Source organism: Betaproteobacteria bacterium, assembly GCA_016720065.1.
GTDB lineage: Bacteria > Pseudomonadota > Gammaproteobacteria > Burkholderiales > Rhodocyclaceae > SSSZ01.
Map to the genome: position 1 here is coordinate 2,759,171 of JADJXY010000002.1, position 19,392 is coordinate 2,778,562.

General features: G+C 65.8%; 20 protein-coding genes. 9 read left to right on the forward strand and 11 right to left on the reverse strand.

What is annotated here, in order from left to right; genetic code table 11:
• Nucleotide 1: 1 nt before the first annotated feature.
• The 3 genes from IPM73_16185 to gatC are packed head-to-tail and all read right to left on the reverse strand — an operon-like array spanning nucleotide 2 to nucleotide 2,341.
• Nucleotides 2–532 (reverse strand): hypothetical protein, encoded by a 531-nt coding sequence (locus tag IPM73_16185; GenBank protein MBK8919532.1) that lies wholly within the window; start codon nucleotides 530–532, stop codon nucleotides 2–4.
• Nucleotides 532–1,998, reverse strand: a complete 1,467-nt coding sequence (gene gatA, locus IPM73_16190; protein MBK8919533.1) for an Asp-tRNA(Asn)/Glu-tRNA(Gln) amidotransferase subunit GatA — start codon at nucleotides 1,996–1,998, stop codon at nucleotides 532–534. The genes IPM73_16185 and gatA overlap by 1 nt, the downstream gene beginning before the upstream one ends.
• Nucleotides 1,999–2,053: 55 nt before the next feature.
• Nucleotides 2,054–2,341, reverse strand: a complete 288-nt coding sequence (gene gatC / locus IPM73_16195; GenBank protein ID MBK8919534.1) for an Asp-tRNA(Asn)/Glu-tRNA(Gln) amidotransferase subunit GatC — start codon at nucleotides 2,339–2,341, stop codon at nucleotides 2,054–2,056.
• Nucleotides 2,342–2,465: 124 nt separating this feature from the next.
• On the opposite strand from gatC, the gene IPM73_16200 reads away from it, so the two are divergent.
• Genes IPM73_16200 through IPM73_16225 form a run of 6 tightly spaced genes read left to right on the forward strand, consistent with a single transcriptional unit; the run spans nucleotide 2,466 to nucleotide 9,018 of the window.
• Entirely contained in the window at nucleotides 2,466–3,509 is a 1,044-nt protein-coding gene (locus tag IPM73_16200) for a rod shape-determining protein (GenBank protein MBK8919535.1), read from the forward strand.
• A 15-nt stretch (nucleotides 3,510–3,524) separates the two neighbouring features.
• Nucleotides 3,525–4,466, forward strand: a complete 942-nt coding sequence (mreC, locus tag IPM73_16205) for a rod shape-determining protein MreC (protein ID MBK8919536.1) — start codon at nucleotides 3,525–3,527, stop codon at nucleotides 4,464–4,466.
• The gene (gene mreD, locus IPM73_16210; protein ID MBK8919537.1) at nucleotides 4,466–4,987 is read left to right on the forward strand and encodes a rod shape-determining protein MreD; all 522 of its coding nucleotides are present in this window, start codon (nucleotides 4,466–4,468) and stop codon (nucleotides 4,985–4,987) included. The genes mreC and mreD overlap by 1 nt, the downstream gene beginning before the upstream one ends.
• 12 nt (nucleotides 4,988–4,999) lie before the next feature.
• A complete protein-coding gene (mrdA, locus tag IPM73_16215) occupies nucleotides 5,000–6,913 on the forward strand; it encodes a penicillin-binding protein 2 (protein ID MBK8919538.1) in 1,914 nt (637 codons plus the stop codon).
• 6 nt (nucleotides 6,914–6,919) lie between these two features.
• Nucleotides 6,920–8,032: a rod shape-determining protein RodA gene (rodA, locus tag IPM73_16220; GenBank protein MBK8919539.1), complete on the forward strand. Its 1,113-nt coding sequence runs from the start codon at nucleotides 6,920–6,922 to the stop codon at nucleotides 8,030–8,032.
• The gene (locus IPM73_16225; protein ID MBK8919540.1) at nucleotides 8,029–9,018 is read left to right on the forward strand and encodes a septal ring lytic transglycosylase RlpA family protein; all 990 of its coding nucleotides are present in this window, start codon (nucleotides 8,029–8,031) and stop codon (nucleotides 9,016–9,018) included. The genes rodA and IPM73_16225 overlap by 4 nt, the downstream gene beginning before the upstream one ends.
• Before the next feature lie 36 nt (nucleotides 9,019–9,054).
• On the opposite strand, the gene IPM73_16230 is transcribed toward IPM73_16225, so the two are convergent.
• On the reverse strand, nucleotides 9,055–9,960 hold the full coding sequence (locus tag IPM73_16230; protein MBK8919541.1) for a response regulator: 906 nt from the start codon (nucleotides 9,958–9,960) through the stop codon (nucleotides 9,055–9,057).
• Between the two features lie 154 nt (nucleotides 9,961–10,114).
• Here IPM73_16230 and IPM73_16235 point away from each other — a divergent pair, with 154 nt between their 5' ends.
• From IPM73_16235 to IPM73_16245, 3 genes are all read left to right on the forward strand, one after another.
• On the forward strand, nucleotides 10,115–11,122 hold the full coding sequence (locus tag IPM73_16235) for a U32 family peptidase (protein ID MBK8919542.1): 1,008 nt from the start codon (nucleotides 10,115–10,117) through the stop codon (nucleotides 11,120–11,122).
• A 106-nt stretch (nucleotides 11,123–11,228) separates the two neighbouring features.
• A complete protein-coding gene (locus IPM73_16240) occupies nucleotides 11,229–12,128 on the forward strand; it encodes a U32 family peptidase (GenBank protein MBK8919543.1) in 900 nt (299 codons plus the stop codon).
• On the forward strand, nucleotides 12,125–12,577 hold the full coding sequence (locus IPM73_16245; protein MBK8919544.1) for an SCP2 sterol-binding domain-containing protein: 453 nt from the start codon (nucleotides 12,125–12,127) through the stop codon (nucleotides 12,575–12,577). The genes IPM73_16240 and IPM73_16245 overlap by 4 nt, the downstream gene beginning before the upstream one ends.
• Before the next feature lie 172 nt (nucleotides 12,578–12,749).
• On the opposite strand, the gene IPM73_16250 is transcribed toward IPM73_16245, so the two are convergent.
• The 7 genes from IPM73_16250 to can all read right to left on the reverse strand — a co-directional run bounded on the left by IPM73_16250 (nucleotide 12,750) and on the right by can (nucleotide 19,347).
• Nucleotides 12,750–13,367, reverse strand: a complete 618-nt coding sequence (locus IPM73_16250; protein ID MBK8919545.1) for an FMN-binding negative transcriptional regulator — start codon at nucleotides 13,365–13,367, stop codon at nucleotides 12,750–12,752.
• Nucleotides 13,368–13,371: 4 nt separating this feature from the next.
• Nucleotides 13,372–14,985, reverse strand: coding sequence for a methylcrotonoyl-CoA carboxylase (locus IPM73_16255; protein MBK8919546.1), 1,614 nt, complete (start codon nucleotides 14,983–14,985; stop codon nucleotides 13,372–13,374).
• Nucleotides 14,986–14,992: 7 nt separating this feature from the next.
• Nucleotides 14,993–15,397 (reverse strand): rhodanese-like domain-containing protein, encoded by a 405-nt coding sequence (locus IPM73_16260; protein ID MBK8919547.1) that lies wholly within the window; start codon nucleotides 15,395–15,397, stop codon nucleotides 14,993–14,995.
• 14 nt (nucleotides 15,398–15,411) lie between these two features.
• On the reverse strand, nucleotides 15,412–16,017 hold the full coding sequence (locus tag IPM73_16265) for a 2-hydroxychromene-2-carboxylate isomerase (GenBank protein MBK8919548.1): 606 nt from the start codon (nucleotides 16,015–16,017) through the stop codon (nucleotides 15,412–15,414).
• A 68-nt stretch (nucleotides 16,018–16,085) separates the two neighbouring features.
• Nucleotides 16,086–16,994, reverse strand: coding sequence for a DMT family transporter (locus IPM73_16270; protein ID MBK8919549.1), 909 nt, complete (start codon nucleotides 16,992–16,994; stop codon nucleotides 16,086–16,088).
• Entirely contained in the window at nucleotides 16,995–18,185 is a 1,191-nt protein-coding gene (locus IPM73_16275; GenBank protein ID MBK8919550.1) for an acetyl-CoA C-acyltransferase, read from the reverse strand. It lies immediately after the preceding gene.
• Nucleotides 18,186–18,192: 7 nt separating this feature from the next.
• Nucleotides 18,193–19,347, reverse strand: coding sequence for a carbonate dehydratase (gene can / locus IPM73_16280; GenBank protein ID MBK8919551.1), 1,155 nt, complete (start codon nucleotides 19,345–19,347; stop codon nucleotides 18,193–18,195).
• Nucleotides 19,348–19,392: the final 45 nt, after the last annotated feature.

Sequence of the window (19,392 nt, forward strand, 5' to 3'; positions counted from 1 at the left end):
CTCACGTGCAACGGCCGGTCTTGGCATCCACCAGGATCGGCCAGAGATAGTTGAAAGCTTCGCCCTCGCAGGCCTTGGGGCAGCTGTTGAAGGCGATGGTGACTTCCTTGCCCTGTTCCCACATGCGGACGGAACACGCGGTGCCGTCCTTGGCCTTGAGCAGCGCCTGGGGCAGCGTGGCGGTCTGCTGGAAATTCTTGAGGTCGAAACGGCAGGTGCCCCGCTTGGGAATGGTCACCTGGGCGCTGAAGGTCTTGACCTGGGCATCCTGGACCAGGAGATTGAGACGGGTCTGGGTTCCCACCGCATCGCGATGGGCGCAGCGCGACTTCACATTGAGGGGACGGGTGGGCATGGGCTTCAGGTTGCGGCCCGCCAGGTGCTTGAGGGGCTGGGAGCGCAGGGGTTCCTCGGCGGGCGGTGCCGGTTCGGAGCGCACCTCAGGCTCAGGCTTGGGCTCAGGCGCCGGCGGGGTCTCGGCACAGGCGCCCAGGAGCAGGACGGCGGTGAGCCAGGGCCCGACCCGGCGCATCAAAGACCCTCCGGGGCCTGCCGGTGCCAGTCGGTCGCCTGCTGGTAGCGATGGGCGACGTTGAGCAGGCGCGCCTCGGAAAAATAATTGCCGATCAATTGCAGCCCCACCGGCAGGCGCGTCCCACCTTCGCTGACGAAGCCACAGGGGGCCGACAGCGCGGGCAGCCCGGCCAGATTGACGGCGATGGTGTAGATGTCGGAAAGGTACATCTGCACCGGGTCGGCGGCCTTTGCCCCCAGTTTGAAGGCGGGGGAGGGGGAGGTCGGCCCGAGGATCACGTCGCAGTGCTTGAAGGCAGCGGCGAAATCGTCGGCGATCAGGCGGCGGATGCGCTGGGCTTGCAGGTAGTAGGCGTCGTAGTAACCGTGGGACAGCACGTAGGCGCCGATCAGGATGCGCCGCTTGACTTCCGCCCCGAACCCCTGGGCCCGGGTCTTGGCGTACATGTCGTTGAGGTCGCTGTACTCAGGTGCCCGGTAGCCGTAGCGCACCCCGTCGAAGCGCGACAGGTTGGAACTGGCTTCGGCCGGCGCGATGACGTAATAGGCCGGGACCGAAAGGTGGGAATTGGGCAGGGAAACGTCGACGGTTCGTGCCCCGAGTTTTTCGTACTGGGCAATGGCGGTCCTTACGGCGGCCATCACGGCGGGATCGCAGCCTTCGCCGAAAAACTCCTTGGGCAGGCCGATGGTGAGGCCATCGAGTGTCCGGTCGAGGTCGCCGGCGTAGTCTTCCCGCGGACGGTCGAGGGAGGTCGAATCGTGCGCGTCGAAACCGGTCATGCTGGCCAGCAAGAGCGCACAGTCTTCGGCGCTGCGGGCCATGGGGCCGCCCTGGTCGAGGGAGGAGGCGAAGGCGATCATGCCGTAACGCGAGACCAGGCCGTAGGTGGGCTTCAGCCCGGTGAGGCAGCAGAGGGCGGCGGGTTGGCGGATGGAACCCCCGGTGTCGGTCCCCGTGGCGGCGGGAGCCAGCCGCGCCGCCACCGCGGCAGCCGAACCGCCGGAGGACCCGCCGGGAACCCGAGTCACATCCCAGGGATTCCTCACCGGGCCGTAGAAGGAAGTTTCGTTGGACGAGCCCATGGCAAACTCGTCCATGTTGGTCTTGCCCAGGCAGACCAGTCCGGCTTCTTCGTGCATGCGCCGGATCACCGTGGCGTCGTAGGGTGAGACGAAGTTGGAAAGAATCTTCGACCCGCAGGTCGTGAGCCAACCTTCGGTGCAGAAAATGTCTTTCTGGGCGATGGGAATGCCAGTGAGCGGCCCGGCATTCCCCGCGGCGATGCGGGCATCCGCTGCCCTGGCCTGGGCCAGGCTCGTTTCCGGATCGACCGTGATGAAGGCGTTGTACTCCGGGTTGAGGCGCGTGATGCGCTCCAGATAGAGCCCGGTAAGCTCAACACTCGAAATTTCCCTCGCCGCCAGGGCGGCCGAGAGTTCCTTGAGAGAACGTTCAATCATATGCGGCATGGCATGAGCAGGCGCCGACTCCTCGCCCCTCAACCCTCACTCCTCGCTATTCTATGACCCGGGGAACCAGGTAAAGGCCCGCTTCGATTTCAGGGGCAATGGCTTGAAAGGCCAGCCGCCGGTCAGGTTCGCTGACCGCGTCTTCGCGCAGGCGCTGAGCGAGATCCTGGGCGTGGGCCATGGGCTCCACGCCGCGGGTGTCCACCGCCTGCATGGCTTCGATCAGTTGGAAGATGCCGTTGAGGTGGCCGACGGTCGCTTCGGCCTCGGTCGCACTGACCTCGATGCGGGCGAGGTGCGCGATGCGCCGGACCTGTTCCAGGGTAAGGGACATGGGATCGTCTCGGGGTTCTGCCGGAGGGCGTTCTGCGTAAAAAACAGGCAGAAATCTTATTTCGTGAAGCGTTATAAGGTATCATAAAAGTTTTCCCTACCGCACCCTCGGCGGAGCTTCCCAGATGTTCGGATTCCTGAATAAATACTTCTCAAACGACCTTGCCATCGACCTTGGCACGGCCAATACCCTGATCTACGTCCGCGGCCGCGGCATCGTCCTCGACGAACCCTCCGTGGTCGCCATCCGCCTCGAAGGCGGCCCCAATGCCCGCAAGACCATCCAGGCCGTCGGTAAAGAGGCCAAGGAAATGCTCGGCAAGGCCCCGGGCAGCATCACCGTCATCCGTCCCATGAAGGACGGGGTGATCGCCGATTTCACGGTCACCGAGCAGATGCTCAAGCAGTTCATCAAGAAGGTGCACGACTCCAAGCTTTTCAGCCCGAGCCCCCGCATCATCATCTGCGTCCCCTCCGGCTCCACCCAGGTGGAACGCCGTGCCATTCGCGAATCGGCCTTGGGTGCAGGCGCCAGCCAGGTGTATCTGATCGAGGAACCCATGGCGGCTGCCATCGGCGCCGGCCTGCCGGTGGCGGAGCCTACCGGATCGATGGTCGTCGACATCGGCGGCGGCACCACCGAGGTGGGCGTCATCTCCCTGGGCGGCATGGTGTATGCCGGTTCCGTCCGCGTCGGCGGCGACAAGCTCGACGAAGCGATCATGAATTACATCAGCCGCAATTACGGCATGATGATCGGCGAGAACACGGCGGAAAACATCAAGAAGTCCATCGGATCGGCGTTCCCGGGCGCCGAGGTCAAGGAGATGGAGGTCTCCGGCATCAACAAGGCCGAAGGCATCCCGCGCAAGTTCACCATCTCTTCCAACGAAATCCTGGAAGCCCTCACCGATCCGCTCAACCAGATCGTTTCCGCGGTCAAGTCGGCCCTGGAGAAGACCCCGCCCGAGCTTGGTGCCGATATTGCCGAGAAAGGCATGGTGCTGACTGGTGGTGGCGCGCTCCTGCGTGACCTGGACCGCCTCCTGATGGAAGAAACCGGCCTGCCGGTGATCGTGGCCGACGAGCCCCTCACCTGCGTGGCCCGCGGTTCCGGCCTGGCCCTCGAAAAGATGGACAAGCTCGGGTCGATTTTCGCCTCGGAATAAGTTTTCTCCACAGCAGTGGCCGGCATCGACCACGCACCGCCGCCGTTCTTCAAGCGAGGGCCAGCACCGCTGGCCCTCCTGACTTTTTACGTCGCCGCTTCGGTCGCCCTCTTCGTGGTGGACCTGCGTTTCAAGAGCCTCGATTTCCTTCGCCAGAGCGTGGCCCTGGTCATCGACCCCGTGCAGCGGGTGGCCCAGACGCCGGGTAGCCTGGTAGATATCGCGCACGGCTATTTCGAGGGTATTGCCCTCCTGCGGGACGAAAACGCGGAGTTGAAGCATGCCAAGCTCAACAGCGCTCCCGATCTCCAGCGCCTCGCCCATCTGGAAGTGGAGAACGAACGCCTGCGCCGCCTGCTTGCCGTTCGCGACAGGGAAAGGGCGCAGGGACAGGTCGCCCAGATTCTGTACACCGCGCGGGATCCCTTTGCCCGCCGCATCGTCGTGGACAAGGGGCAGCAGGCCGGCATCGTCGCCGGCCAGCCCGCCATCGACGAAAACGGTGTGGTCGGCCAGGTGACGCGGGTCTATCCGTTTTCAGCCGAAGTGACCCTCATTACCGACAAGAATCAGGCCGTCCCGGTCCAGGTGGTGCGCAGCGGCCTGCGCTCGGTGGCTTTCGGCCTGGGCAATGGTCAGTTGGAAATGAAGTACATGCCCGCCAACGCAGATGTCCAGGAGGGAGATACCCTGGTCACCTCGGGTCTCGACGGCATCTATCTGCCGGGATTTCCGGTGGCCAGGGTGGTCAAGGTCGAGCGGGACAGCGCCTATTCCTTCGCCCGCATCTATTGTCAGCCGGTGGCGGCGGTCGAGAATTTCGGCGAAGTCATGATTCTCGACCGCCGCGAAAACCTGCCACCCCCACCGCCGGAGGAAGCCTCCCGCGCAACCGCGGAGAGCGAGAAGTCCGGCCTGCGCCCGGCAAAGCGGCGCGCCGCGAGAGGAACGCCCTGATGCAGCCGACATTCTCCTCGTCCCGCATCCTCCTGCCGGTACGCCCCTGGTACATCGCCCTGACCTTTGTCGTGGCCTTGCTGCTCAATCTCGTCCCCACCGCGCCCTGGCCGGGCGTCCCGGACTGGCTGGCCCTGGTTCTGTGTTTCTGGTCGGTGCGTGAGTTCCGTCGCGTCGGCATGGGATGGGCTTTCCTGTGTGGCCTCCTGATGGATGTCGCCGACGGAGCTGTCCTTGGCCAGCACAGCCTGGCCTATGTGCTGCTCGCCTTCGCCGCTTCGGCCCTGTCGCGCCGTATCCTGTGGTTCCCGTTGGCGCAGCAGGCCCTGCAGATTCTTCCCCTCCTGCTGCTCTGCCAGATCATCCAGGGGGCAGTGCGCCTTGCCGCGGGGGCCGATTTCCCGGGCTGGGGCTACTTTGTCGGACCCCTGATCGCCGCCCCGTTGTGGATCCCGGCCACCTTCGTTCTGCTTCTGCCCCAGTTCCAGCCGGTGGAGCGTGACGACAATCGCCCGATCTAGTCGGGACCGGCAGTGAGCGACTTTCACAATCCGGAAGGGAACCTGGAACGCTTTCGCTTCCGGGTGCTCGTTGCAGGATTCGCCATCCTCGGGGCCTTCGCGCTGCTGGTCGGACGCTTTACCTACCTGCAGGTCATCCAGCACGACTATTACCAGACCCGAGCCGAGGATAATCGTATCGCCCTGGTACCCATCGTCCCCAACCGGGGGGTCATCACCGATCGCAATGGCATTGTCCTGGCGCGCAACTACTCCGCCTTCACACTGGAAATCACGCCTTCGCGCGTCGCGGCCCTGGATGCGACCATCAACGGTCTGGCCGAACTGATCGATATCCAGCCCAAGGACCGCAAGCGCTTCAAGCGCCTGCTCGACGAAGCCAAGAATTTCGAATCCATTCCCATCCGCACTCGCCTTACGGACGAGGAAGTCGCCCGCTTCGCCGCCCACCGCTATCGCTTCCCCGGGGTCGAGGTCAAGGCCCGTCTCTTCCGCCAATACCCCCTGGGTTCGGTGGCATCCCATGCCCTGGGATACATCGGCCGCATCACCGACCGGGATCTGGAGTGGATCGGAGAGCGCGCTCAGGAGGCCAATTACAAGGGCACCGATCACATCGGCAAAACCGGGCTGGAACAGCGCTACGAGTTCGAATTACATGGCGAGACCGGTTACGAACAGGTCGAGATCGACGCCGGCGGTCGCGCCGTGCGTAGCCTGAAGCGCATTCCCCCAGTCTCCGGCAACAACCTCGTCCTGACCCTGGACGTGAAGTTGCAGGAAATGGCCGAGAAAGCTTTCGGGGACCGCATGGGTTCCCTGGTCGCCATCGAACCTGCCACGGGGGGCATCCTGGCCCTGGTCTCGACACCGACCTACGACCCCAATCTCTTCGTGGACGGCATCACCCCGGACAACTGGAAGGAGCTGAACGAGGATCCCCACAAGCCCATGGTCAATCGCGCCATCAACGGCGCCTACCCGCCGGGGTCGACCTTCAAGCCCTTCATGGCCCTGGCCGCCCTGGAAGCCGGCAAGCGCACCCCGGCCCAGGCCATCAGCGACCCGGGCTTTTTCACCTTCGGCAACCACACCTTCCGGGACGACAAGAAGGGCGGCCATGGCATGGTCGACATGTACAAATCCATCGTCCACTCCTGCGATACCTATTACTACATGCTGGCCAACGACCTGGGAATCGACGGTATCGCCCGCTTCATGGGAAGCCTCGGCCTCGGTCAGCGGACCGGTGTTGACCTCGGCAAGGACGAAAACGGCGAATCCAGGGGCGTTCTCCCGTCCCCGGAGTGGAAGAAACAGCGGTTCCGCAAGCCGGAACAGCAAAAATGGTACGCCGGAGAAACGATTTCCATCGGTATCGGCCAGGGCTACAACGCCTACACCCCCATCCAACTTGCCCAGGCCACCGCCACACTGGCCAACGACGGAATCATGTTCAGGCCCCATCTGGTGCGCGAAATCATCAATACACGCAGCGGCGAAAAGCGCCTCATCGAACCCCGGCCTCTGCGCGATCTGCAATGGAAGAGCCAGAACATCGAGGTCATCAAACACGCCATGGTGGGAGTAAACAAGGAGGGCACCGGCACCCGCGCGTTCGCCGGAGCCCCTTACCAGGCGGCGGGCAAGACCGGGACGGCGCAGGTCTTTTCCTTGAAGGGGGCTGACTACAAAGCCCATAGCGTGAAGAAGGAGCTGCGCGATCACGCCCTCTTCATCGCCTACGCTCCGGCCGAGAAGCCGGTCATCGCCTTGGCCATCCTGGTGGAAAACGGTGGCTTCGGTGCCCAGTCGGCAGCCCCCATCGCGCGCATGGTTTTCGACTACTATCTCGCGGGCAAGATGCCTGCCGGGGCGGCGGATGAGGACGCCGCCGCGGTCGAGAACGACAACGAGGAGGAATAGGGGCCCATGGTCAACTGGCGCGGATGGCTGCGGCGCGGCTGGAACGGCCTGGTAGGCCCCCTGGATGGCCCTCTTCTGGGCATCGCCCTCACCATCATGGCCATCGGGGTGGCGACCATCCATTCAGCCACCTATGACGGCGTCGATCGTAGCGCCTCCCAGACTCTGCACCTGGGTCTCGCCATGACCATCATGTGGGCTGCGGCGCGCGTGCCGCCCCAGAAGCTCATGCGTTTCGCCATTCCGCTCTACGTGCTGGGGGTCGTGCTCCTGGTCGGGGTGTTCATTTTCGGCGTCACGGTCAATGGCGCCCGGCGCTGGCTTCCCCTCGGCTTCACACGCATCCAGCCCTCGGAAATCATGAAGATCGCCATGCCCCTGATGCTGGCCTGGTACTTCCACAAGTACGAATCGGCCCTGAATTTCCGCCATTACGGAGTAGCCGCCCTCCTGCTCTTCGTCCCCTTCGCGCTCATCGCCAAGCAGCCCGACCTGGGAACGGCAATCCTCGTGGGGGCTGCCGGGTTCTATGTCATCTTTTTCGCGGGCCTGCCCTGGAAAGTGATCGGAGGCCTGGCCGCAGCCGGTGCCGCGGCGGCCCCCCTGCTCTGGAACCTCATGCACGACTACCAGAGAAAACGCATCCTGACCCTCATCGATCCCAGCAGCGACCCCCTCGGTGCCGGTTATCACATCATCCAGGCGACCATCGCCATCGGATCCGGTGGCCCCTTCGGCAAGGGTTACCTGAATGGCACCCAGACCCACCTGGAATTCATACCGGAGCGCCACACCGACTTCATCTTCGCCGTCTTCTCGGAAGAGTGGGGCCTGATGGGTAACCTGACCCTGGTCTTCCTCTACACCCTGCTCATCGGGCGGGGACTGATGATCGCCTCCGCGGCGCCCATGCTCTTTTCCCGGCTTCTGGCCGGCGCCATCACCCTGGGCTTCTTCACTTATGCCTTCATCAACATGGGTATGGTCAGCGGCATCCTGCCGGTGGTCGGCGTGCCGCTGCCCTTCATGAGCTACGGTGGCACGGCGCTCGTCACGCTCTTCCTCGCTATCGGCATCCTCATGTCGATCAACAGTCACCGCATGCTGGTCCAGAAATGACCCGGCTTCTCCGCCTGCGCGGCACCTTCAACCCGGCCGTGGTCGCGCTTGTCGTCACCGCCTGTGGCAGTGCGCCACCTCTGGCACCGGCCCCCGACTCCGGCGCCAGCCCCACTTCTGCGACACCCTCTTCCCGCACGCCGACCCGCAAGCCCCAGGTCACCCTCAAACGGGGGGGAGGCTTCTACAAGGACGATGGTCCCGGCGACGAGATCCCCGACGGTCTCGACGACGTTCCCGACGCGGAACCCCGCTGGGAGGCCCTGCACAAGCCCGCCCTCAGGCCCTACGTGGTCCTGGGCAAGGAATACGTCCCCAACACCGCGCTGCGGCCCTACAAAGCCCGCGGCATCGCCAGTTGGTACGGCAAGAAGTTCCACGGCCAGAAGACCTCCATCGGCGAACCCTACGACATGTTCGCCATGACCGCAGCCCACCCCACCCTGGCGCTCCCTTCCTACGTGCGGGTCACCCAGGTGCAGAGCGGCAAGTCTGTGGTCGTTCGGGTCACCGACCGGGGCCCCTTCCACGCCGACCGCATCATCGACCTCTCCTACACCGCCGCCTACAAACTGGGGCTCATCAACGGCGGCAGTGGCCTGGTCGAAGTCGAAGCGCTACTCCCTGGAGAAAGCGCCGTCGTACGGCCCCTGCCCCCGGCCGAAAGGGACGAGATCGAAGAACTCAGCCGCCGCCTGGCCCGGGAGGAAGCTCCCGCTCAGGCGGCCCCGGCGACCGACGGCCCTCTGGCACGAGGCGTCTATCTCCAGTTGGGCGCTTTTGGCAATGCGGACAATGCCGAGACCCTGCGCAATCACCTGATCCGGGAACTCGACTGGCTGAGCGAGCCGGTGCGCGTGGTTGCGGGCAGCGGGGTGCATCGCCTCCACCTCGGCCCCTACGGCAATCGTGCCGAAGCCGAGCGTGTGGCAGAAAAAATCCGCCTCGCCCTGGGCTATCGCCCGACCTTCGTGACGCGACCGTAGGGCTGCCCCCGCCGACCCCGGCCCAGCCCCTGGGGGCTATGCGCTGGGGGGACCAAGAAAAACCGTGGCGACGACCTCGTTGCCGCGGCCACGGTATTCGATATTGCCAAAACTCATCATCTTGGCCATGGCAATGCCGCGGCCATTGGGATCGAAGGCCCGTTCAGGGTCGAAATCGAGAAATTTCTTCCAATCGAAGCCTTCGCCCTGGTCGATGATGGTGAAGGTGATGCGGTCGGGGAAGCGCTCGCAGCGCACCGTCGCGAATCGTGCGCAAAACTGGGGTAGCGCCAGACGGCGGGTGATTTCCGCCTCCCATTGGCCTTCCCACTTGAGCAGCGCTTTTTCTTTGTAGGTGACCCCAAGGTTGCCATGTTCGACCGCATTCACCAGCAGGTCCGCCAGACCGGGCGCCACGGTTTCCGGCTGGGGACACAGCGCAGCCAAAAGGGGCACCAGACGGCTCACGTCCTCCAGGGTGGAGAAGCGTTCCTCGACCCCCAGGGCAACTCCCTCGCCGGGGCTGCCATCGCCGACTTCCTGCAGCACCCGTGCCCGGGTGCGCAAGTCGTCCAGGGCCGAACGCACGATCTGCACGAGCGCCTCGGGCTCGTAGGGCTTGGTGAGGTAGTAGTAGGCCCCGGCGTCCAGCCCCTCGCGAATCTGCTGTGGCGTCGAAGCGGCTGTCTGCATGATGACGGGGATGTCCACGAGGCGTTCCTCGGCCTTGAGCCGCCGCAGGAACTCCATTCCGTCCAGCTTGGGCATCATGCGGTCGAGCACGACGAGATCGAAGGGCTGTTGCGTGTGCAGCAGCGCATCCCAGGCCGCCACGGGATCGGGGAACAGTTCGAGGTCGAGCCCCTCTTCGGCGAGGAACTCCTCGATGATGAAAAGATTCATCTCTTCATCGTCGACGACGAGCACGCGCTCCTTCTTCATCGGGTCTGTCTCCTCTGCACCTGGCTCAGCGCCGCCACCCTTCTTTTCGGATCATCATACCCGAAGATGCCGCTGAAACCGGCCCTTGACCCGGATCAAGGGCCAATCCGGAGCGCCGACTATACTGCCCGGTCCGCCCCGCCATCCCTCGTCCATGTCCGCCCTGCCTGATCTCGTCTGCCCGGCCGGCAGCCTGCCTGCCCTCAAGGCCGCCGTCGACAACGGCGCCGACGCCGTCTATCTCGGCTTTCGCAACGACACCAACGCACGCAACTTCGCGGGGCTCAATTTCGACCCCGCCACCCTGGCCGAGGGCATTCGCTACGCCCGGGGCAAGGGCTGCGAAGTGCTGCTCGCCATCAACACCTTTGCGCAGCCCGGGCGGGTCTGCGAATGGCGCAAGGCCGTCGACGCCGCGGCCGATCTGAAAGTGGACGCGGTCATCCTGGCCGACGTGGGCCTCCTCGATTACGCCAGCCGCCACCACCCGGGCCAGCGCCTCCACCTTTCGGTCCAGGGATCGGCCACCAGCTACGAAGCCATCAACTTCGCCCACCGGGAATTCGGGGTGCGCCGGGCGGTGTTGCCGCGGGTGCTCACCCTCCCCCAGGTCGAGCACGTCATCCACAACACGCCGGTGGAGATCGAAGTCTTCGGCTTCGGCAGCCTGTGCGTCATGAACGAGGGCCGCTGCTGGCTCTCCTCCTACGCCTGCGGCGAATCGCCCAACACCGTGGGCGCCTGCTCGCCGGCCAAGTACGTCAAGTGGGACAAGGCGCCGGGGCGCATGGACACCCGCCTCAACGGAATCCTCATCGACCGCTTCGCCGACGACGAACCGGCGGGCTACCCAACCCTGTGCAAAGGCCGCTTCGAAGTGCAGGGGGAAACCTATTACGCCCTGGAAGAGCCCACCAGCCTCAACGTCCTTTCCATCCTGCCCGATATCGTCAAGGCCGGCGTGCGCGCCATCAAGGTTGAAGGTCGCCAGCGCAGCCCGGCCTACGTGGCCCAGGTCACCCGCACCCTGCGCGCCGCCCTGGATGCCCTGGCCACCGACCGGGAGCGCTACCATGTCCGCCCCGACTGGCAGGCCCAATTGGCCAAGGTCTCCGAAGGCACCCAAGCCACCCTGGGCGCCTACAACCGGCCCTGGCGGTGAGGATCGGTGTGAGGAGTGAAAGGGGCAACGCGAAGCGTGCAAAGACGTTCCCCGCTGACACTGCACCTCGCACCTCTCGCCTTGTACTTTTCACTCAAAAGCACCCATGAAACTCGCCCTCGGACCCCTCCTCTATTTCTGGCCCAAGAACCGGGTCCTCGAGTTCTACGCCGAGATGGCGGAGAACGCCGCCCTGGATGTGATCTACGTCGGCGAAGTCGTCTGTTCGCGGCGCCAGCAGATGCGCGTGGCCGACTGGATCGGTCTGGCCCGGGATCTGCGCGATGCGGGCAAAGAGGTGGTGGTCTCCGCCCAGGCCCTGCTGGAATCGGAAAGCGATCTCAAGGCCCTGCGTCGCCTGGTGGATGAGGCCGGTTGCCTGATGGAGGCCAACGATCTCGGGGCTGTCAATCTAGTGCGGGGCCAGGCCTTCGTTGCCGGACCCCATCTCAACATCTACAACGAGGCCACCCTGGAGACATTCGCCCGCTTCGGACTGAAGCGCTGGGTACCGCCCCTGGAGGCCGACCGCCGGCTGGTGGAAACCCTGCACCGGGCACGGCCGGCGGGGGTGGAAACGGAAGTCTTCGCCTTTGGCAGGCTTGCTCTCGCCTTCTCGGCCCGCTGCTTCACCGCCCGTCACTACAACCTGAACAAGGACGATTGCCAGTTCAAGTGTCTCGACCACCCGGAAGGGCTGACCCTGTCCACCCGGGAGGGTCAGGAATTCCTCAACCTCAACGGCATTCAGACGCAGTCGGCCCAGACCTACAACCTGCTCGCCCAGGTGCCGGGCATGGCTGCCCTGGGCATCGAGATCCTGCGCCTCAGCCCGCAGCCGGAACATACCGGCGCCGTCATCGCCGCCTTCGACGCCGCCCGGCGGGGACTGCCCGCCCGCGCCGACGCCGCCTGGAATCCCTGCGGGCTGGTGGATGGCTACTGGTTCGGTGACGCCGGCATCGCCCGCCACGCCATCCCATCCTCACCTGGGGTTCCCGCATGAGCACCGCCTTCACCGTACCCAAGTTCCGCCTTCCCCCTGCCGTGGCCGCGCTCGGCCGCCGTCTTCCCCAATGGCCCCACGCCCTGGCCCTGGTCGCCGGACTCAACGTTGCCCTGCGCCTGCGCCTCTTGCCCGCGGAGAGCCTGGCGGCCCTGGAAGACAAGCGCTTCCACGTTCGCGTCCTCGACAGTGGAGGAGAAGCCCGCTTCTGTTACCGCGGCGGACTGTTCCGGCCGACCTTGGGCGACACGCGCGAGGCTGACCTCTGTTTCTCGGCCAATCTCTCGGCCTATCTGCAACTCCTGGCCCGCCAGGAAGACCCGGACACCCTGTTCTTCAATCGGGAGCTGGAAATCACAGGCGACACCGAACTCGGGCTCCTGGTAAAGAACATGCTCGACGCCATCGAGTGGCCCAGCCTGCCGCGCCTGCCCCTGCCGAGTCGCTGAATCTCGAGGAACGACGCTGCTTCAACCTGGGTTCATCGAAAAGCTGGCGTCGACCCTGGGGTCGCCTTCTCTTTGGTGACTTTCTCTTGGCGAGACAAGGGAAAGTCACATGCCCTCAAGGCGGAACGCTGAGGTTCGGCAATCCCAACTGCCTCCGGAGAAAAAGACCAAGTCATTCCCGACCTCGCCGCACCAAGCCCGCCATTTCCGGCTGCCTACCCTCCAGCGCCGCCGCCAGACTCTCCCGATTCACCGCCGGCTGGTTCTGGCTCACCTTCCACTTCCCCTCCAGCCGATCGATCACGATTTCGATCCCGCAAATGGCCCGCAGCAACCTGTCCGTATAGTCGGCCGGCGCATCGCTCACGGCCCAGGGGTACGCCCGGCCTGCTTCGTGCTCCGAAGTCAGCGCACCAACCTGTGCGCGAATCCATTCGGCGTCGGGGTAAGTCCGCAGCACCCCGTGGGCATGGACCACGGCGTAGTTCCAGGTCGGGACCACCCGGCCATCCACGGCCTTGGTGGCGTAATCGCCCGGACTCACGTAGGTCTGCGGACCGTGGAAGATGACCAGAACTGGCGAACCGTCGGCAGCGGCCAGGGGATTGCCGCGGGCCACGTGGCCGCGCAGGACGCCCCATTCGCCGGCCTTGCCGTCGAGGACCAGGGGAAGGTGATTGGCGCTCAGGCCGTCGCCGTCCTGCATCACCACCGTGGCCAGGGGATGGGCGGCCATCAGGCCGTGAAGCTGGGCGCGGTCGGTGACGGCGAAGTGGGCGGGCAGGTACATGGGGCTACATCCGGAAAATGCCGAAACGGGTATCCCCGATCGGCGCATTGAGGGCGGCCGAGAGGCTCAGGCCCAGTACGCGCCGCGTATCCGCCGGGTCGATGATGCCGTCGTCCCACAGGCGGGCGCTGGCGTAGTAGGGGTGGCCCTGGCGCTCGTATTGGGCGCGGATGGGTGCCTTGAAGGCTTCCTCTTCCTCGGGAGTCCAGGGTTTGCCGGCGGCCTCCAGGCTGTCCCCCTTGACCGTCGCCAGCACGCCGGCCGCCTGCTCGCCGCCCATGACCGAGATGCGGGCATTGGGCCACATCCAGAGAAAGCGGGGGCCGAAGGCGCGGCCGGCCATGGCGTAGTTGCCGGCGCCGAAGGAGCCCCCGATGACGACCGTGATCTTGGGCACCGCGGCGGTGGCCACGGCAGTCACCATCTTGGCGCCGTCCCGGGCGATGCCGGCGTTTTCGACTTTGCGGCCGACCATGAAGCCGGTGATGTTCTGCAAAAAAACGAGGGGGATGTGCCGCTGGGCGCACAGTTCGATGAAGTGGGCGCCTTTGAGCGCCGATTCGCTGAACAGGATGCCGTTGTTGGCCACGATCCCGACCGGAGTGCCGAAGAGGCGGGCGAAGCCGCAGACCAGGGTGGTGCCGTAGCGGGCCTTGAATTCGTCCAATACCGAGCCGTCCACCAGGCGGGCGATGATTTCCCGCACGTCGTAGGGTTTCTTGGCATCGGTGGGGATGATGCCGTAGAGCTCCTCGGCGGCGTAGCGGGGCGCCACCGGCTCGCTCAGGGCCAGGCTGGGTGGCTTCTTCCAGTTGAGGTTGCCGACGATGCGGCGGGCGATGGCCAGGGCGTGGGCGTCGTTTTCCGCCAGGTGGTCGGCGACGCCGGAGAGCCGGGTATGGACGTCGGCGCCGCCCAGGTCCTCGGCGTTGACCACTTCGCCGGTGGCAGCCTTCACCAGGGGCGGGCCGCCGAGGAAGATGGTGCCCTGGTTGCGCACGATGATGGACTCGTCGCACATCGCCGGCACGTAGGCGCCGCCGGCGGTGCATGAGCCGAGGACGGCGGCGATCTGGGGAATGCCCCGGGCCGACAGGTTGGCCTGGTTGTAGAAGATGCGGCCGAAGTGCTCCTTGTCGGGGAAGACCTCATCCTGCAGGGGCAGGAAGGCGCCGCCGGAATCCACCAGATAGACGCAGGGCAGGCGGTTCTCCAGGGCGATCTCCTGGGCCCGCAGGTGTTTCTTGACGGTGAGGGGGGTGTAGGTGCCGCCCTTCACCGTGGCGTCGTTGGCCACCACCAGGCACTCGACGCCGGCAATGCGCCCCACCCCGGCAATGAGGGAGGCCGCCGGTACCTCGTACTCGCCGCCGTAGAGGCCGTAGGCGGCGAACTGGCCGATTTCCAGGAAGGGCGTGCCGGGATCGAGGAGGGCGTCCACCCGCTCCCGCGGCAGCAGCTTGCCCCGGGCGAGATGCTTCTGGCGGGCGGCTTCCGGGCCGCCCAGGGCGATGGTGCCGGCTTTCTCGCGCAGATCGGCCACGAGCGCCGTCATGGCGGCGGCGTTGGCCTGGAATTCGGCAGTGCGGGGATCGAGCTGGGAGCGGAATTCGCCCATGGCGATCTCAGTGGTGATGAGCGGGGCGTTCGCCCACCGGGTGGCCGGCCGTCTTCCAGGCCTTGAAACCGCCTTCTATATGGGCGATGGGCGCCAGGCCCATGTCCTGCAGGGCGGCGGTGGCGAGGCTGGAGCGCCAGGCGGACTGGCAGTAGAGGACGAACTCCTTGCCCGAGCCGAAAATGTCCTTGTAGTAGGGGCTATCCGGATCCACCCAGAATTCCAGCATGCCGCGGGGGGCGTGGAAGGCGCCGGGGATCATGCCTTCCCGCTCCAGTTCCCGCACGTCGCGGATATCGACGAAGACGACCTCGGGGTCGTCGAACTTGGCCCGGGCTTCGTCCAGGGAAAGGGTGCGGATGCGGGTGCGGGCCTCGGCGATGAGCTGCTGGCAGCCTTTGGTGATGGGCATGGTGCTTCTCCTCGTTAGAAACTGCCTTGCGCCAGCCAGCGTTCGAGCTGGGGCAGGCGGTCGGCGCCGAAGAACATTTCACCGTCCACGATCACGGTGGGGGAGCCGAAGACCCCTGCCGCGAGGGCACTCTCCACCTCGGTCTTGAGGCGCTCCTTGACTTCCGGGCTGACCAGGGCGGTGCCCAGGGCCGTACGGTCCACACCCAGGCCAGCGGCGATGTCCAGCACGGCTTCCGGGGAGGAAATATCCCGGTCGTCCACGAAAAGTGCCCGGTACGTGGCATGGGCGAAGGCCCGGGCCAGGGCACAGTCCTGGTCGTGGAGCCAGTAGTAGGCCCTGGCGGCCTGTTGGGTGGGGAGGGGAAACTTGGCCGGCAGCCGGAAGGGCACGCCCAGGAAGCGGGCCGAGCGGGCGAAATCCAGCTTGTAGTAGGCGGCTTTGGCCGGCCCCTGGAGGGTGAGGGGAGCGCTGTTCGTGGTCTGGAAGACGACACCGAGCAGCAGCGGCCGCCACTGCACCTTGCGACCGTGGCGGGCGGCGAGATCGTCGATCTTCTCGCTCATCAGATAGCCGTAGGGGCTGGAGAAGTCGAAGTAGAAGGTGATAGGTTCGGCCACGATGATCTCCTTGATTCACCCGCCTGCCGCGAGCGGCGTCACGGGCCCACGAGTCCGCGCCATCGGGATCATGAGCGGGATTGCTCGGGAAGCGTTGCCAGGGCGACACCGGCGATGACCAGAGCGCCGCCGGCCAGCACGGTGACCCCGAGGTGCTCATCGAGCAGCACAGCCGCCTGGAACACCGCAAATACTGGCACAAGGTTGATGAAAACGGATGCCTGACCCGCCCCCAGGCGATGGACGGCGGCGGTGAACCAGGTATAGGCCACGGCGGTGCCGAAAAAAGCGAGAAAGGCAGTACTCGCCCAAACGCGCCAGGACCAGGCCGCCGGGTCGACGTCTCCTTCCGCCAGGGCAGCCAGCCCAAGGAGCAGGGCACCGGCCAGACAGGCATGGAGCGTCGTCGCCACGGGCGACAGCGTGTCTGTCGCCCGGCGGCTGATGAAGGTATAGGCGGTCCAGGTGAGCACACAGCCCACGATCAGGGCTTCACCCAGTCCGACCGTACCGCGCACCAGTGCAAGCAAGTCGCCGTTGCCAATGACCAAAAGGCAGCCGGCCAAGGCCACCAGGCAGCCTGCGGCCCGGCGCGGAGTCATCCGTTCCTGGCCGCAGGCCCAGGCGACGAGGACGACGGTGACCGGGTTAAGGGCAACGACCAGGGCACCCCGACCGGCGGGGATGCGCTGCAGCCCGTAAAAGAAGCAAAGGCCGTAAAGGAAGATGCCGAAGAACCCCAGACCCCACACGATGCCCCAGCTCTGGCGGTCCGCCGGCAGGGGAATGCGACCTTCCCGGACCAGGGCGACCGCCGCCAGGACCAGTCCAGCCAGGAAAAAGCGCAGCGAGGCCACCGCCAGGGGGGCGGCCAGTTCCTTGGCGACGATGCGCCCGGCAATCCAGGTGCCGCCCCATATCGCCATGACTGCGACGAGTCTCGCGTAGTCGAGGGAGCGGCTTGCCGCGACCGGCACTCAGCAGACCTCCACGGCCAGGGCGACCGCTTCGCCGCCGCCGATGCACAGGGCGGCAACGCCTCGCTTGCCGCCGGTGCGGCGCAGGGCGCCGAGCAGGGTGACGACGATGCGCGCGCCGGTGGCCCCGATCGGGTGGCCCAGGGCACAGGCGCCGCCGTGGATATTGACCTTTTCCAGCGGCAGGTCGAGTTGGCCCAGGGCGGCCAGGGTGACGACGGCGAAGGCCTCGTTGATCTCGAACAGGTCGACATCCCCCGCCTTCCAGCCGCAACGGGCGAGGAGCTTCTCCACGGCCCGGCCCGGGGCCGTGGGGTAATCGGCGGGAGCCTGGGCGTGGCTCGCGTGGGCGACGATGCGGGCCAGGGGCGCGATGCCCAGAGCCTCCGCCCGGGAGGCGCGCAGGAGCACCACGGCAGCGGCGCCGTCGGCAAGCGACGAGGCATTGCCGGCGGTAATGGTTCCCCCTGCGCTGAACGCCGGTTTCAGGCCAGTGATCCTTGCCGGGTCGAAGCGTTGCGGACCCTCGTCCGTCGCGACGAGGCCCCCCCCTCCCGGGCCGGGAACGCCCACCGGCTCGATCTCCCAGGCGAAGGCCCCAGCCGCCGAGGCCTGCCGGGCGCGCTCCCCCGAAAGGCGGGCATAGGCATCCTGTTCGGCGCGGCCGATGCCCAGGCGGGCCGCGCAATCTTCGGCCAGGGCCCCCATCAGGCGGCCCCGGTCGGTGGCACCGCAGGCTTCTTCCAGACCGTCGAGGAAGAGGTGATCCACCAGTTGCCCGTGCCCCAGGCGATAGCCGCTCCGCGCCCGGGCCAGGAGATAGGGCGCTTGGCTCATGGATTCCATGCCGCCGGCGGCGACGACAGCGGCGGAGCCGGCCAGAAGGGCATCGTGGCCGAGCATGATGGCCTTGAGGCCCGATCCGCAGACCTTATTGACCGTAGTGCAGCCCGTGGCTTCGGGCAGACCGGCCATCAGGGCCGACTGACGGGCCGGCGCCTGGCCGAGGCCTGCGGTGAGCACGCAGCCCAGGAGCGCCTCGTCCACGCACGCGGGCTCGATCCTGCTGCGGGCAATGGCCCCCCGTAGCGCCGCCGCGCCGAGGGCCGTCGCCGTCAGGCCGGAGAGGCTGCCCTGGAAGGCCCCCAGAGGGGTACGGGCGGCGGCGGCGATGACGACGGGGTCGGCCATGGCGGTGTCAGGTCGGTGGGGGAACGCTCAGGGCGCCCAGGGCTTCGACGTAGCGCCGTTCCAGTTCGTCGGCGCTCTGCACCGTAAGCCCCAGGTTCTTGATGCGGCCGTCCTTGATACCGTAGATCCAGCCGTGCACGGTGAGCTTCTGATTGCGGTACCAGGCGTCCTGGACGACGTTGGTGCGGCACAGGTTGACCACCTGTTCGATGACGTTCAGCTCGCACAGGCGATCATGGCGGTGCTCGGGCGGAAGGGCTTCGAAGGCGCGGCGGTGCTTGTTGCGCACGTCTTCCACATGGCGCAGCCACAGGTTCACCAGACCCATCCATTGATTGTCCACCACGGCCTTCACGCCACCGCAGCCATAGTGGCCCACGACCATGATGTGCTTGACCCGCAGCGAATCCACGGCGAACTGGATGACCGACTGGCAATTGAGGTCGGTATGCACCACCACATTGGCGATATTGCGATGGACGAAAACCTCGCCGGGCAGGAGTCCCACGATCTGGTTGGCCGGCACGCGGGAATCGGAACAACCGATCCACAGGTAGTCCGGCGCCTGGAGCTTGGAGAGGCGATCGAAGTATTCCGGGTCGCGTTCCTGCATCTGGCGCGCCCAGGTGCGGTTGAAGTCGAAAAGATGATCCAGATTGGCGTTGTGGCGCTCGTCCTCGGACCAGTTCTCCAGGTCCAGGGCCAGGAACATCACGCCTTCCGCCGGGGTCTGGTAATAGCAGGGGGTTTCGGTGAAGCCGAGTTCGCGGTAGAGGCGCACGGCCATGCGCATATTGGGCAGGGTATCGACCAAGAGACGGCGATAACCCATGGTCTTGGCGGCCTTGATCGCCGCTTCGGCAAGGAGTTTGCCGACGCCCTGATTGCGGAATTCAGGGGTGACGTAGAGGCGCTTCATTTCACAACTGCCGCCTTCCCCGTAGGGACGTACGCCGACGCAGCCCGCGGGCTTGCCATCGACCTCGGCGTAGAAAAGACGGCCCGAGGGTTCCGCGTAAGTGCCCGGCAGGGCGGCCATTTCGCGGTCGAAGTTTTCGTAACTGAGGTCTACGCCCAGCCAGGCCGCGTAGCTGCGGAAGAATTGGCGGACGTGGTCGAGGGCGGCGGTATCGGCGGCGGAGAGGGTGCGCAGGCTGAGCATGGTGGGAGGGAAAGGGTGGATGGGCGGATTCTACCGTCGTCCCGG

Coding starts and splice junctions, on each gene's coding strand:
- IPM73_16185 (MBK8919532.1), bottom strand. CDS start 532: ATGCGCCGGGTCGGGCCCTGGCTCACCGCCGTCCTGCTCCTGGGCGCC.
- gatA (MBK8919533.1), bottom strand. CDS start 1,998: ATGATTGAACGTTCTCTCAAGGAACTCTCGGCCGCCCTGGCGGCGAGG.
- gatC (MBK8919534.1), bottom strand. CDS start 2,341: ATGTCCCTTACCCTGGAACAGGTCCGGCGCATCGCGCACCTCGCCCGC.
- IPM73_16200 (MBK8919535.1), top strand. CDS start 2,466: ATGTTCGGATTCCTGAATAAATACTTCTCAAACGACCTTGCCATCGAC.
- mreD (MBK8919537.1), top strand. CDS start 4,466: ATGCAGCCGACATTCTCCTCGTCCCGCATCCTCCTGCCGGTACGCCCC.
- rodA (MBK8919539.1), top strand. CDS start 6,920: ATGGTCAACTGGCGCGGATGGCTGCGGCGCGGCTGGAACGGCCTGGTA.
- IPM73_16225 (MBK8919540.1), top strand. CDS start 8,029: ATGACCCGGCTTCTCCGCCTGCGCGGCACCTTCAACCCGGCCGTGGTC.
- IPM73_16230 (MBK8919541.1), bottom strand. CDS start 9,960: ATGAAGAAGGAGCGCGTGCTCGTCGTCGACGATGAAGAGATGAATCTT.
- IPM73_16235 (MBK8919542.1), top strand. CDS start 10,115: ATGTCCGCCCTGCCTGATCTCGTCTGCCCGGCCGGCAGCCTGCCTGCC.
- IPM73_16240 (MBK8919543.1), top strand. CDS start 11,229: ATGAAACTCGCCCTCGGACCCCTCCTCTATTTCTGGCCCAAGAACCGG.
- IPM73_16245 (MBK8919544.1), top strand. CDS start 12,125: ATGAGCACCGCCTTCACCGTACCCAAGTTCCGCCTTCCCCCTGCCGTG.
- IPM73_16250 (MBK8919545.1), bottom strand. CDS start 13,367: ATGTACCTGCCCGCCCACTTCGCCGTCACCGACCGCGCCCAGCTTCAC.
- IPM73_16255 (MBK8919546.1), bottom strand. CDS start 14,985: ATGGGCGAATTCCGCTCCCAGCTCGATCCCCGCACTGCCGAATTCCAG.
- IPM73_16260 (MBK8919547.1), bottom strand. CDS start 15,397: ATGCCCATCACCAAAGGCTGCCAGCAGCTCATCGCCGAGGCCCGCACC.
- IPM73_16275 (MBK8919550.1), bottom strand. CDS start 18,185: ATGGCCGACCCCGTCGTCATCGCCGCCGCCGCCCGTACCCCTCTGGGG.
- can (MBK8919551.1), bottom strand. CDS start 19,347: ATGCTCAGCCTGCGCACCCTCTCCGCCGCCGATACCGCCGCCCTCGAC.